This is a genomic window from Flectobacillus major DSM 103 (assembly GCF_000427405.1).
In the GTDB taxonomy this organism is placed as follows: Bacteria; Bacteroidota; Bacteroidia; order Cytophagales; family Spirosomataceae; genus Flectobacillus; species Flectobacillus major.
This window is the reverse complement of sequence record NZ_KE386491.1, coordinates 2,812,151-2,827,072: the sequence shown is the minus strand read 5'-3', so window position 1 is coordinate 2,827,072 and position 14,922 is coordinate 2,812,151. Positions and strand designations below refer to the sequence as shown.

The 14,922-nt window shown below is 38.7% G+C and carries 10 protein-coding genes; 7 read left to right on the top strand and 3 right to left on the bottom strand.

The genetic code is table 11. From position 1 onward, the window contains the following. Window positions 1-7 precede the first annotated feature (7 nt). A complete protein-coding gene (locus FLEMA_RS69435) occupies window positions 8-721 on the top strand; it encodes an NRDE family protein (protein WP_044171834.1) in 714 nt (237 codons plus the stop codon). 144 nt (window positions 722-865) lie between these two features. On the opposite strand, the gene FLEMA_RS69430 is transcribed toward FLEMA_RS69435, so the two are convergent. Continuing rightward, on the bottom strand, window positions 866-1,894 hold the full coding sequence (locus FLEMA_RS69430) for an ATP-grasp domain-containing protein (protein ID WP_052354400.1): 1,029 nt from the start codon (window positions 1,892-1,894) through the stop codon (window positions 866-868). A 46-nt stretch (window positions 1,895-1,940) separates the two neighbouring features. Further along, window positions 1,941-2,582, bottom strand: a complete 642-nt coding sequence (locus FLEMA_RS69425) for a LysE family translocator (protein WP_044171833.1) — start codon at window positions 2,580-2,582, stop codon at window positions 1,941-1,943. Between the two features lie 143 nt (window positions 2,583-2,725). Between FLEMA_RS69425 and priA the strand changes: the two genes are divergently transcribed. The 6 genes from priA to FLEMA_RS69420 all read left to right on the top strand — a co-directional run bounded on the left by priA (window position 2,726) and on the right by FLEMA_RS69420 (window position 13,650). After that, window positions 2,726-5,233 carry a replication restart helicase PriA gene (gene priA, locus FLEMA_RS0121100; RefSeq protein ID WP_026995961.1) on the top strand — a complete coding sequence of 836 codons (2,508 nt, stop codon included), beginning with the start codon at window positions 2,726-2,728 and terminating at the stop codon, window positions 5,231-5,233. 77 nt (window positions 5,234-5,310) lie between these two features. Next, window positions 5,311-6,162: a DUF1295 domain-containing protein gene (locus tag FLEMA_RS0121095; RefSeq protein WP_218918536.1), complete on the top strand. Its 852-nt coding sequence runs from the start codon at window positions 5,311-5,313 to the stop codon at window positions 6,160-6,162. Between the two features lie 143 nt (window positions 6,163-6,305). Next, a complete protein-coding gene (locus tag FLEMA_RS0121085) occupies window positions 6,306-7,664 on the top strand; it encodes a M24 family metallopeptidase (protein ID WP_026997785.1) in 1,359 nt (452 codons plus the stop codon). Window positions 7,665-7,785: 121 nt separating this feature from the next. Next, the gene (locus FLEMA_RS0121075; RefSeq protein WP_026995959.1) at window positions 7,786-9,771 is read left to right on the top strand and encodes a DUF3858 domain-containing protein; all 1,986 of its coding nucleotides are present in this window, start codon (window positions 7,786-7,788) and stop codon (window positions 9,769-9,771) included. A 27-nt stretch (window positions 9,772-9,798) separates the two neighbouring features. Continuing rightward, a complete protein-coding gene (locus FLEMA_RS0121070; protein ID WP_026995958.1) occupies window positions 9,799-11,748 on the top strand; it encodes a DUF3858 domain-containing protein in 1,950 nt (649 codons plus the stop codon). Further along, entirely contained in the window at window positions 11,749-13,650 is a 1,902-nt protein-coding gene (locus FLEMA_RS69420; RefSeq protein WP_081681319.1) for a DUF3857 domain-containing protein, read from the top strand. It abuts the gene before it with no gap. 62 nt (window positions 13,651-13,712) lie between these two features. Here FLEMA_RS69420 and FLEMA_RS69415 read toward each other — a convergent pair whose 3' ends face one another. Beyond that, window positions 13,713-14,675, bottom strand: coding sequence for a phytanoyl-CoA dioxygenase family protein (locus tag FLEMA_RS69415; RefSeq protein ID WP_052354099.1), 963 nt, complete (start codon window positions 14,673-14,675; stop codon window positions 13,713-13,715). Window positions 14,676-14,922: the final 247 nt, after the last annotated feature.

Here is a 14,922-nt window from a genome sequence, read left to right as displayed (position 1 = left end):
CAGTATTATGTGTGTGTTGACTTTTTTGCCAACAAGCGTTAGTGGGTTTATTCTGACCAACAATAGAGATGAGGCTGTAGCTCGCCCTAAAGCAATTCCTCCCAAGCAATATACTATCAATGGGCAATGCTTATTTATGCCAAAAGATACACAAGCAGGAGGTACTTGGATTGCAACGTCACAAAACTATACCCTTTGTTTGTTGAATGGGGCTTTTGAAAAGCATACGCCACAGCCTCCTTATCGGCAAAGCCGTGGCCAAATTATACTGGATTTTTTTCAGTATAATACCATTAGCGATTTTTACCAGAATTATAATTTCATAGGTATTGAAAATTTTACACTAATTATCATTAACCACCAAAATCAAACACAAATTTGTGAGATTCGTTGGGATGGCCAAGCACTGTACAATACAAGCAAAAACCCAACGATTCCACATATTTGGTCATCGGCAACACTGTATTCTGCCGAAGTAATGCGGCAAAGAGAACATTGGTTTAAGGATTTTTTACAACAAAACCCTGATTTTTCGGGCGAGGATGTCGTTGATTTTCACCGATACGGAGGTACTGGCGATATTCAAAATGATATGACTGTCAATAGAAACAACGAATTAGTAACGCAGTGTATCATGCAGATTAACCGAGTACAAAAAAACCTTACCTTCTCGTTTCATGATTTGCTCGAACAACAGGACTTTAGGTATCGAGTGTTCTAAGCAATGTACAGAAGTTTTCAATATTAGTACAGATAAAAAGATTTATTCCTCATCAAGAATAATCTAACACCCAAAATTTTCAATCATTCGTCCACCGCTAAAACGGGTCACAGGCCCATTAATTAGAGGTGTTATTATAATTAACTATTTAAAAAAGTGTCTTTTTACTACCTGCCAAAGTACCTTGGTAGGCACGGGCATAATACCCGCTTTTTGTTGCTGAATAGATATATCGGCTATGATTCGCCAATGAAAAGCCAAATCTTTATAAGCCTGTAATAGTTTGTAGCTTGGGTCATAAATATGCCCAGGCTCGGCACTAACCCCATTTAGTTCCATAATTCTGATATGCTCTCCTTTGTACAAATCGCCGATAGAGCGAACTCTCAAATCAAAACGACCATAATGAAAACCCTGTATAGGTAATGCTATTTTATCAAAAACCTCGTGGAGTTCTTTGGTAATGAGGTTATTATTATTCAAAAACTTTGTACCCCGACAATGATTTCCGATAGGTTCGAGTAGCACTTTTTCGTGCGGAGGATAAATTCTGTAAAACTGTTGTCCCAACTTTTGTTTCATATTGTCGAGCTGAAAACGGGCTCTGGTACTTTTTTGCATCAACTCTTGTACCGTAGACTGCCCATCGCCGACAACCGATAAAAATTCTTTGCGAGTTACCGATGTTACTTTTCCTGTGGTGCTTTCGGGCATGCGATAATACAGAATGCCCAGTTCTATTTCATAACTCACATATTCCTGAATAATAAAATCAATAGGATGTTGGGCAAAGTATTTTTGTAGTGCTTCTTCATTGCCTATTTTCTCAACCTCAAATCCCCTTTCTCCAATATTGGGTTTGGCAATAATAGGAAACGCAAGTCCATTCGATTGAATACTGTTCATGATAAACTCAAAACTACAGCCCTGTGTAATAAATATCGTTTTGGGCAAGTAAGCCTGTGGAATTTGTTTGAGAATATCAATCTTGGATTCGCCAAAAAAACCACCATAGTCGATACAAGGGTCGGCATTGGTAAAAAAAGTAAGCGAGCGTGTACGTACAGCCTGATAAAGCCAATAAGGAATTAAAGGAATATAAAACACCCACCAAGTCCAATACTCGTAAGTGAAGATTTTAATAAGCCAGAGGGGTATTTGTTTGGTTTTCAATGGTTTAATTGTTAAGGTTGAACGATATGACACTTTGTGGTTTATATTATAATACTATCTTTATCATCTGAAAAACAGCCATCAGAATAAAAGTATAGCCAATAATTTTATCGAAATGTTTTTGTTGAATATACTCAAACAATAGGCTTCGTTTTTTTTCGGCAATTTGAATATAAAGATAATTCAGCAAAAATGCTCCAAGACTAGCACCCAACAAAAAACCCAACTTATCAAGGCTATTATCAATTTGTAACGATTGATAATTATGATAATTGACCAAAACAATTAGCCAAAACGGTAAAAGTTGAGGGTTGAAAATAGATAAGAAAAAGCCTTTGAAAAAAGTGTTTTTGGTAGAAATATTAGTTTGAATAGTGGCGTGTTCGGTTGGTTTATCTTGAGAAAAAGGCCTGAGTGTCCAATAGCCCGAAAACAGTAAAACAGGAATAATGCCCCATTTCATAAAGGCAAAAATTTGTGGATATTGCTGGAAAATCGAAATACCTTCTACCGCCAGTAGGCCGTAAATAATTTCGGGAATAACACCGCCCAAAGCCATCCAAAGAGCCTTCTGTGAATTGGCTTTCAGGGTAAGCTGTACCACCGAAAGATTCAGCGGCCCAGGATGAATAGACCCCAAGAAGCTGATAATAAAAGTAATAACGAATATATTTAATCCATTTATCATATTGGCGCTGCTTGTCTATAATATGCTAGCGAGAATCTTACTATTTGGTTCGATCCCAGTTTTGATTATTCAAATCTACGGCAAATGTATAGTTTAAGAAAGTCGGCAAGCTGACGAAAATAATTTTTCGTGTAAATTGCACTATGTTAGCACAAGAAAACCTTACTGATTCTTTTCAAGAAGAAATAACCATATTTGCCGACGTGATTGTACCCGTGGCAGTTCCCAACTTGTTTACCTATCGTGTTCCTCGCGAATTTGCCAATGCAGTACGACTAGGAGCAAGAGTAATAGTACAGTTTGGCAAAACCAAAGTAGTAACCGCCGTAATTGCCAGATTGCACAACCAACCACCACAAAAATACCAAGCTAAATATATTCTTGAATTACTCGACGACGCTCCGTTGGTTATGCCAACCCAAATAGAATTATTTCAGTGGATTGCCGAGTATTATATGTGCCATATAGGCGAGGTACTCAATGTGGCTTTGCCTTCGGGGTTAAAAATATCAAGCTTGTCGAAGGTGCAGTTTAATCCCGAATTTGATCGCCCAGAGCTATTGACCGAGCGTGAAACTGAACTAATCGAGGAACTCAAAAAGCATCAATCGCTCACATACGACGAATTAGCTCGTTTTGCCGAAGTAAAAAATGTGTATCACCTCATCAAATCACTGGTACAAAAGCAAGCTATTATTGTTTTTGAGGAGGTAAAAGAAAAATATACGCCCAAAATTTTGCGTAAAATACGGCTCAATGCTTTTTATGAAGAGGCGGGCTATTTAACGGCATTGCTCAAAGAGCTAGAAAAAACGCCAAAGCAATTGGACGTAGTGTTACATTACTTGCGGTATGTACCAGTCCTCAGAACGCCCGAACTAAATAAAAAGGGGATCGAAAAAAATGTACTCACCAAAGCCGAAGTGTCGGATAGCTCGTTGAATACCCTGCTCAAAAATGGAATTCTTGAGCAGTTTGATGTTATCGTGAGTCGTTTTGAAGAGGATACTAATTTTGTGGAAGCTCCCACACCTATTTTGTCAGAGTCGCAGCAACAGGCTCTTACCGAAATCATGAATGAGTTTCAACAAAAAGATACGGTATTGCTGCATGGTATCACGGGTAGTGGCAAAACCGAGGTGTATATCAAATTGATCGAACAAGTATTAGAAGGTGGCTCACAGGTATTGTACCTATTGCCCGAAATAGCCCTTACTACTCAGATTGTGGTACGATTACGAAAAGTCTTTGGCGATAAAATGGGTATTTATCATTCCAAATTTTCAGATAATGAGCGGGTCGAAGTGTGGAAAGGAGTTGTTACTGGCAAATTTCAGTTTGTAATAGGGGTGCGGTCGGCTGTTTTTTTGCCTTTCGACAACCTCGGATTAATCATCGTTGACGAAGAGCATGAAACGTCCTATAAACAATTTGACCCCGCTCCACGTTATCATGCACGAGACGTAGCGGTGGTGATTGCTCACAAACAAAAGGCCAAAGTGCTGCTTGGTTCGGCTACGCCGTCGATCGAAAGTTATTATAATGCCCAAACAGGACGTTATGGATTAGTAAAGATGTTGCAGCGATTTGGAAATGCACAGTTGCCTAATATAGAGTTGGTTGATATTAAGAATGCTCGAAAAAACAAGCTTGTAAAAGGAGACTTTTCCAATATAATGCTCGATACCATTCGGCTAAATTTAGAAAAAAAGGAACAAACTATCCTTTTTCAAAACCGTAGAGGATATTCTCCGTATATACAGTGCGACGACTGCGATACCATTGCGTCGTGTCCCAACTGCGATGTTAGCCTTACCTACCATTACAGCGGTCAAGAATTGCGTTGTCATTATTGTGGTTATCACGAGGCCATGCTTAGAACCTGTCAGGCTTGTGGCTCGGTGAAGCTACGAACACGAGGCTATGGGACTGAAAAAATCGAAGAAGAATTACAATTGATTTTTCCAGAAGCCAAAATTGCCAGAATGGATTTGGATACAACTCGTACCAAAACCGCTTTTCAGACTTTAATCAACGAAGTTGAAAGTGGTGCAGTCGACGTGCTGGTAGGTACACAGATGATATCGAAAGGCTTAGATTTTGAGAAAGTAAGTTTAGTTTGCATTTTCGATGCCGATCGCATGATTCATTTCCCTGATTTTAGGGCTTCGGAAAGGGCTTTTCAGATGTTGACCCAAGTGGCAGGCCGAGCAGGTCGACGCGATATTCAGGGAAAAGTGTTGATTCAAACAAACAATCCGCAACAAGCAATTCTACACCAAATTATAGCAGGCGATTACGAAGCTCTATATCGCTCAGAAATACATGAAAGGGAAGGTTTTTTGTATCCGCCCTTTACCCGACTCGTACGCATAACCATTAAACATTTTGAAGAAGCTATTGCCGAAAAAACAGCAAAGGCTTTGGCCGATCTTTTAGCCGAAAAACTCAGTAAACAACGAGTTTTAGGCCCCGAAAAGCCACTTGTAGAGCGTATCAGAAATCAATTTTTATTTGAGATCATGATTAAGCTTGAAAAGACTATTAATCTAAAAGGAGCAAAAAATTATATAACCGAGCAAATAGAGACAATTGCCACTAATAAGGAATACAAAGGGTCGAGTATCGTGGTTGATGTAGATTGTGGTTAAGCTGACCAATGGTATTTCTGGCAATGCTCATGTAATAATTATTGCACATACACAGCTAACTATAAATACCATTGCCAATGAAATTCCTAAGTATTCTTGTGCCAGTATTGGTTTTAGGACTGATGTCCGTATTATCGTATCAATACCCCAGCCTGTTGGGGGGCTTTGGTTTAATTGCTCTTGCCCTAACGTTGTTGTGGTTATACAGTGTCAAACTCCAAGACTCTAGTATTATCGATTCGTTTTGGGGAATGGGCTTTGTGCTGGTAGCGTGGTATTGGTGCTGGCTCAACAACGGTTTACAAAATCCAAGGGCGATATTGCTTTGTAGTCTTGTGAGTATTTGGGGAATTCGTTTATCATTGCATATCACGATTCGCAACCACGGCAAAGGCGAAGACTACCGTTATCAAGCATTTCGGGCAGCTCATGGTACATCTTATTGGTGGATTTCGTATTTTAGGGTGTATTTGCTACAAGGTGTGTTACTCTGGATTATTGCTGTACCCTTATTTTTTGCTCAATATACAAGCTTTACTACCTGGCAAATCGCCGATGTTTATGGCGTGGTGATTTGGTTGATAGGCTTTTTATTCGAGGCTATCGGCGATTGGCAACTGTCGCAATTCAAGAAAAATCCAGCCAATAAAGGATATGTAATGGACAAAGGCTTGTGGAAATATACCCGACATCCCAACTACTTTGGCGATGCGTTTCTTTGGTGGGGATATTTTTTATTAGCTGTTTCGGTGGGGGCTTCTTGGACAATCTTTAGCCCAATACTCATGACTTTTTTGTTGATGAAGGTGTCGGGGGTAGCATTGCTCGAACAAAAATTGGTAGAAACCAAACCCGAATACAAAGAATACGTAGAAAAAACCTCAGCCTTTTTTCCTCGTATTCCCAAACAAGGAAAAAGGTCATCATGATGTAGCACATTAATAAATTTTCAGGAGTGCCTTTTTATCTGCTAAACTTAGATATTAAAATCCTTGAGTGATGTTAATTTGCTTATAAACAATTAATTAAAACATAATTTGCTGAATTATTATTATACAAACACGTCTTCCTCATGAACAAACTATTTACCACACTACTGTTTATTGTAATGCTTCATATAGCTAGTTTCGCTCAAGAAATGCCCCCTATTTTACCTTTAAAAGACCGTGCCGTGGTTCAAGATCAACTTTTGGACGAACGTTTTAAAAGTGTATTGCCCAGCCTAATGCGGAAAAATGGTATTGATATGTGGGTAATCATTGCCCGAGAATACAACGAAGACCCAATTATCAAAACAATGTTGCCTTCAACATGGCTTAATGCTCGACGCAGAACTATTTTGGTGATTTTTGACAAAGGAGAAAAAGAAGGATTAGAAGCATTGGCTGTAGCCCGTTATAATGTTGGAACAATCTTTAAATCGGCATGGAAGCCTGAAGAAGAACCCAACCAATGGAAACGTTTGATACAAATTATGGCAGAACGAAACCCTAAAAAAATAGCCTTAGATATTTCTGAGCAGTATGCTCATGCCGATGGCCTAACGCACTCAGAACACCAAGAGCTAATGGCCAATATGCCTGAAAATCTGAAAAGTAAAGTAACCTCGGCTGAACGCCTCTGTGTGGGCTGGCTAGAAACTCGTACACCCCGAGAAATTGCCCTCTACGAGATGCTCGACCGAATTACACACCAGATTATAGCAGAAGCTTTTTCTGAAAAAGTAATTGTTCCGGGTGTTACTACTACCGAAGATGTAGTATGGTATTTGCGTGAACGAGTAGCCGAACTGAAGCTTGATACGTGGTTTCATCCAACGGTAGATGTGCAACGCCCCGACCCTGATAAAACGAACTGGCCTTACGACCGCCGCCCAGCCGAAGATGTAATTTTGCCTGGCGACTTGCTTCATTGCGATTTTGGTATTACTTATTTGAGGCTCAATACCGACGTGCAAGAGTTAGCCTACGTATTGCGTCCAGAAGAAAAAGAAGTACCAGCCTATTTGGCCAAAGCTTTGGCTTCAGGAAATCGCCTACAAGATATTTTAACAGGATTTTTTAAAGTAGGCATGACTGGTAATCAATTATTGGCGTTGTCGTTGCGAAAAGCCGAGCAAGATGGCGTAGTTGCACAAATTTATTCGCATCCAGTGGGGTATCATGGTCATGCGGCTGGGCCTGCTATTGGTATGTGGGATATGCAAGGAGGTGTTCCCGGCAATGGCGATTATCCTATCAACGAAAATACAGCTTATGCAATAGAGCTTAATGCCAAGGTAAAAATCCCTGAATGGGGCAATAAAGAAGTACGAGTAATGCTAGAAGAACAAGGCTTATTTGTCAATGGAAAGGTACATTATATAGATGGCCGCCAGAAACAAATTTTAACAATTCCAAGGCGTGACAAATTAAGTCATTTAGGACAGTAATTTTTTTTTGTGATATATTGCCAAAATACCCGATGTAATTTATTAATTTCATCGGGTATTTTAGTGAATAAACTTCAACTACCCTACAAATTGTTCATCTATTAATTAAATATTTAAAACAATGAAACGTTATTCTACACTTAGTTATCTAGTCGTGGTATTACTATGTCTTGGCTTTCGAGGTAAAGCCCAAGATGCTCCTCTCAAATTTGGGAAAATCTCGCCAGAAGAACTTGCCATGACACGTTATGGCAACGACAGCTCGGCCGCAGCCGTAATTCTATTCGATTATGCCAATGTTGGTTATCAGTACAACGCCAATGTAGGGTTACAAGTAGTTTTGACTCATCATAGGCGACTCAAAATCTTCAAAAAAGCAGGCTATGATTGGGCTACATTTTCTATACTTACGCACCTAAGCAAGCAAGGTAAAGAATATGTGTTAGACATAAAAGGGGCTACCTACCGTATGGTAAATGGCAAAATGCAAATAGATAAGTTGCAAAAAGATGCCATTTTTGAAGAGAAAAAAACAGACCAGCTTACTGTTACCAAAATTACCCTGCCCAATGTACAGGAAGGTGTAATTATTGAATATAGCTATAAAGTAGTGTCAGATTTTGATACAAATATACCTTCTTGGGAGTTTCAAAAAAGCATTCCTGTAGCTTGGAGCGAGCTACGTTTAGACATACCCACTTTTTATCAATTTCGTTTTCTCACACAAGGTTACGAGCCTTTTTATATCAAAAACGAAAGTCCTAATAGTATCAATTTTATTGGTATGGAAGGTAATATTAATAGTACTGCCCATAGAATGGTCGTCAAAGCTGCTCCAGCTATTAAAGAAGAACCCTTTATGACTACTATCGATGATTATGTCACCAAAATAGAATTTGAAATAGCGGCATATCACCCTCAGAATGCACCTTCAAAGAGTTTTTCGATTACATGGAACGATATGTCACAAGCCCTATTGGGTTATGACTCTTTTGGAAAACTCCTCAAAAGCGACGGTATGCTCAGAGATGTGGCCAATACCATAAAGGCTACCCATAAAGATACCGTTGGGCGTATCAATGCAGCATATTCTTATATCCAGTCGCATGTGGTTTGGAATGGCGTATCTAGTCTTTATGGCTCAGATACAAGAAAAAAGGTTTTTGAAAGTAAGATGGGCAATTCAGCCGATATAAATCTTACCTTGGTAGCCTTGCTACGAGAACTGAATTTGAACGCTAATCCTGTTATTCTGAGTACTCGTGAACATGGCCGTATATTATTTTCACACGTTTTAGAAAAGAAATTTAACTACGTTATTGCCCATATTAAATTAGGCCAAGTAGCAATGTTGCTCGATGCTACCGAACCATTCAGCTATGCTGGACAAATACCCATTCGGTGTTTGAATGGGCAAGGACGATTAATTGTCAATGGTGAAAATGATAAATGGGTGCCTTTAGTATCAGCAGATAAAAAAGAAGTTTTACAGTCTGGGGTATTTCGCTTATTGAAAAATGGCGACCTTGAAGGTGAATTGTCAATCACTTATAAGGGCTATACTGCACATGAAAAACGAATTTTGCTAGCTAAAGGAGGCGAAGCCAAATATCAAGAAACTTTGATGAAAGAATATCCTAATTGGCAAATCAAGAGTATAAAATTTACCGATGTAGCGACTTTGTCAGAACCGCTAAATGCTGTAATTAGCCTCCGAATGAAAGAAGTGGCTACTGTGGGGCAAGATAAAATTTATTTTAACCCTATGTTTGATTTACGACATGAAAAAAATCCATTCCAGAGTAGTTCTCGAAAGTTTCCTATTGATTTTGCCACACCTCTTACCGAGCTCTATACCATTCAGATTATTCTGCCTGACGGGTATATTATAGAAGAATTACCTAAATCTTTTCGCTTAGTTTTGCCAGAAGACGCTGGAAGTTTTAACTATTTGGTTAATTCACAAGACAGCAATGTTATTCTATTGATGAATAAGCAATTTATCAAGAAAGCAGTCTTTTTTGCCGAAGAATACCAGCATATCAAATCGTATTATGAATACATTTCACAGAAAGGAGCTCAGCAAGTGATTCTCAAGAAAAAATAACAATCCAATATACCATTCCTATTCACGATGAAAAGCATATTACTAATTGTTTTTATCTTTATTTCACAAATCGTACTAGCTCAAGACCTACCAACATTTCCGTTGGTTACAGCACAAGAGCTTCAAGCAAAAGTATATGCCAAAGATTCTACGGCCGAGGCTTATATAATCAATGATTATGGCTCTGGGGCTGTCTACGAAGGTGCTGAAGGCTATCAGGTTTCGTATAGGTATTGTATGCGAATAAAAATTCTCAAAAAATCTGCCTACAAAAGAAGTACAGTGACGGTGTATCTTTATGGACGAAATAGCGACACCCGTTATGAAAGTATCGAGGATGTTAAGGGTAAAACATACAACTGGGAGAACGAACAGATAGTAACAGAGGAGTTAGCAGAAAAGGATGTGTTTCATGCCAAAAGAAGTGATTCCTATGAAAAAGTAACCTTTACTTTGCCACAAGTAAAAGAAGGTTCAATTATCGAATATTCTTATACGATACATTCACCGTATCCGTTCAAACCCAAAGATTGTGTTTTGCAAACAGATATTCCTACGGTTCAAAGCGAATATAAATTTAGTTATCCTAATAATTTTTCTTATCGAATTATTACACAAGCTACCCAAGGTTTTTTTGCTACAGAAACTTACGAAGAGCGTAATCAACATCATAATTATCACTGGATTATGAACAATATTCCTGCTCAAAAGGAAGAAAATTTTGTAGCCAATATTGATGACTACCGACGTATGATTCATTTTGAATTAGTTGAGTATATTTTGGGAGGGATGTCTAAGCCTAAGTCGTTTTCAAAAACTTGGGAGGTTTTAGACAACGATATGCTACAGGACGACAATTTTGGGGCAACCATTAAAAAAATAGGAGCTTTTAACGAAACTACCGAATTACTGAAAGGCCAAAAGCTAGATACACTAAGCTTGGCCAAAGAGGTATTTCGTTTTGTACAGCAAAATTTTACATGGAATGGCGAGAAAAGCCTTTATACAAGTTCGGCGTTGAAACAAGTTTTTGAGAATAAAAGAGGCAATAGCTCTGACCTAAATTTATTGTTAATAGCACTGCTTCGACAAGTAGGAGTAGAGGCCAACCCCGTTATACTAAGTACTCGCGAACACGGCCTTATCTGGAAAGACTACCCCATGATTACTCGCTTTAATTATGCCATTGTTTACGTCAATATACAGGGTAAAAGTGTTTTCTTGGATGCTACCAGTAAAATACTAAACTGGGGTATGTTGCCTGCTTATTGTATGAGTTATGAGGGGCGACTTCTGGTTCCTAGGCATTCCCGTTGGGTTTTTATTACTACTCCTGAAAAAAGTATTGAATTAGTAGACATAAAAATGCAGCTAGCCAAAGATGGCTTGGTAAAAGGAACTATGGTATTGTCGGGTAATGGCTATCATGGAGTTGCTCTTCGTGAAAAAATGGGGATTCTTGGAAAAGAAAAACTCTCGAAAGAATTGTTAGAAAAACAACCTCAGTGGACTAATACCCAAATTGATTTTGAAGGGTTTGAGAATAATAATCAAGGCCAAATGCCCAAAATTGTAATTAATACCCAAATCAGTGACGCTTTTAACCAAGTAGCAGATAAAGTTTATTTGTTACCCTTTTTACAAGAAGGGCTCAAAATCACCCCTTTGAGTAGCCCCGAACGTACTTTTCCTGTAGATTTTACGTATTCGCAAGAAGAGATTATTTCGTGCAAATTTGAATTAGGTAACGATTATACCATAGAAGAACTGCCCAAAGGTATGCACATTGCCTTACCCAACGATGGCGGTCGTTTCTTCTATTCGGCTACTGTCGACGACAGCAACGTGCTGATTGTAGCTAGCCGTATTCAGTTGAGAAGGGCCTTTTATGCTGTTGAAGAATACCAAGCTTTGCGTAAGTTCTACGAGCAGATTGTGCAAAAGCATGGCGAAATGGTTGTTTTAAAAAGAAAATAAATGATGATGAAATACCTATTAATAGTAGTTGCTTTTTGCATGGGATTATCTGCCAATGCACAGTGGGGTGTTAGTAATATACCATCAGCCTTATTAGAAAACGCTCATGCGGTTGTCCAAATTAGCGAAACTACCCTGTCGATTAAAAACGCAGGGATGGGAATTCGCAAAAAACATATAGTAGTGACTATTTTAGATGAACAAGGCATGGACGAAGGTACATTGGTGGTTGCCTACGATAAGCTTACCAAAGTAAATCGCCTGGAAGGTATATTGTACAGCGCTTCAGGCGAAAAACTCAGAAAACTTAAAAAAGAAGAAATTCAAGACTTAGGAAATATTAGCGAAACCAATTTATTTGATGATTTAAGGTACAAGCTAGCTCAGTTCAAATATGCCGATTTCCCCTTTACTGTTGAATATTCGTACGAAGTTACCGACAAAAATTTGGCTATTTATGAACACTGGTTTCCTCATGCCAATGCCGCAGAATTAGCGATTCAGAAAAATACCTTAGCCATAGAAGTTCCCTATAATCTACCTTTGCGTTACAAAGAACTGAATGGGATTGCGGCAGCTCAAATCAGTAAGCAAGCCGAAACAACGATCTATACGTGGTCGGTAAGTAACTTGAAAGTGCATGAAGGCGAGGATTTTACCCCTAATTGGGCCAAAAAAGGGCCTGGAGTTATGGCATCGCCAAGTGTTTTTGAAATGGAAGGCTATAGGGGCGACTATACCACATGGCAGAATGTCGGGGTATTTGATAATCTATTAAACCAAAACCGTGACCAGTTATCGCCAAGTATTGTTGCTGAAATTCAGGTATTTACTGCTGCCGAAGCTACTAAAGAGGGCAAGGTCAGAAAGGTGTATGAATACCTTCAGCAAAAAACACGTTATATCAGTATTCAGTTGGGAATAGGAGGGTTACAACCTTTTGCGGCTCAGTATGTAGCCGACAAAGGGTACGGCGACTGCAAGGCTTTGAGCAACTATACCAAAGCTCTCCTCAAAACGATTGGTATAGAATCGTACTATGCGTCGATTCGGGCAGGGCATCACGAACCCGATATTTTAGTGGATTTTCCTTCTCAGCAATTTAACCATGTTATATTGTGTGTGCCTATGTCGTCCGATACGATTTGGCTAGAATGTACCTCACAAACTAATCCTTTTGGGTATCTCTCTAACTTTACGAGTAATCGACATACATTATTGGCAACACCCAAAGGTGGTGTTTTGGTAAAAACGCCTGCACTGACTGCCTCTAATAATACTGCTAACAGAAAAGCTACGATTAAACTAGATGCCACAGGAACAGCTAGAGCTACTTTAGATATTTCGTTTTCGGGAGCATTACAAGATATTTTTGCCGAAATAATGGAACTCAATAACACCGAAAAGCAAATAGAATATCTACCCAAATATTTGGCTTTGCCCAGTGCTAGCTTAGAGAAGCTTAATTGGCAACGAGAAAAAAGTAAAGTACCGAAGGTTCAACTTACTTGCGAGGCCAATTTAAAAAGAATAGCCACAGCAAGTGGCTCAAGGTTATTTGTTACGCCTGATATTTTTTTAAGTGAAGATTTTATCCCTAAAAATACAGGAGTTGCTAGAACTAACCCTATCGAGCTATTTGATACTTTTACCCATCACGACGAAGTTACTATTATGTTGCCTACTCATCAGGCTGTAGAAGTCTTGCCTCCTACACAAACGTTCCAATCTAAATTTGGGACATTTACTGTTAAATATACATTGAAGGATAACAAGCTGATTTATACTCGCCATTTTGTAAGAAATAATGGCATATTTGAAGCTAAAGATTACCAAGAACTTACAGATTTTTATAAGAAAATTGCAAAGGCCGATAAAAGCCAGTTGGTATTGAAGTTATAATGAACAAAAACAGGCTCTTAGCAGATAGTCGAGTTATTTGCTAAGAGCAGTATTAGGCATTTTTAAAATGGTTTTTTACCAATAATACGTTTGATAATCTCTTTGGTAAGTACAGGAATACTAAAATTATGGCTAATAGCATATTTAAAATCACCAGTATTGATAGTTTCGATAGGCTTGCCGTTTTCGCTGTGTTGTACTACCTCGCCAGTGGCAATATTGATAACATGCCGTAGGTTGAGGTTATTGGCAAACATATCCGACAAGCGTGGGCTATAATATACGCAATCTTCAAAGTAATAATGTGACACCTGCGACCAGCGGGTAACATTTCCGCCACGAATAGGTGTACCTCCATGAATCAGGTTAGACGACCAAATCAAAACATCTCCTTTATTCATGTGAATTTCTACTTTGGGAGTTCCCTGAGCCTGCATAAGCTCTTCCATAAAATCCTCATATTTCCAATATTCTGCATAATCTTTTTCGGGTTCTATACCAATATCAAAATAATTAAACTCTTTGGAACGGTGCGAACGAGGGTAATAGAATAGTGGGCCGTTGTTGGCATTGGTGTCTTCGAGGGCTACCCATACTCCACACATATATCGAGCAGGAATACAGCTAAAATGGATGGTGTCGGAATGGGCACGTTGTTGTGTACCAAATTTGAAATTAAGGGTTTGGAAAGGTATTGGCTCTCGTTCGTACAACAATCGCAATACATCAAATATCTGAGGCTGGCTAGCTAGTTCTTTTACAGATTGATATTTTTTCCATATATCTTGGTGACGCGCAGGCTGTTCGCCAAGGTTTTGAGGAAATTCCGCTTGCAAATCACTAATAACGGAATCAATTAACGGATGATTCACGGCATTTCTCAATACAATAAATCCTTCTTCATGGTAATGGGTTACTAAGGCTTCGTTTTCTTGCGAAAGTGAACGTTTTTTCAATAAATCATAGAAAAAGGGCGATTCTACCCATGGTAGGTTCATTTTTTCTGCAATGGATAAGTTCTTCATAATGATGGCGTAATTAATTGAATGTCTTTAGATTGAATAGCAAGATAAAAAAGTTTATAGATTTTTTGTAAGAAAATGTAGAAGCGGTGGGTTAAAATTTAGAAAACAGACCAATCTCAGTACCTTACTGCTACAGAAAACCTCTTTAGAACAGCTACCAATTGAGGTAAATATGTAGTAATATATAGCATACAAGGCTATGCCGGGGTAATTTCAATACCTAGAGTTGTTTTTGTTTTGTTCAAAC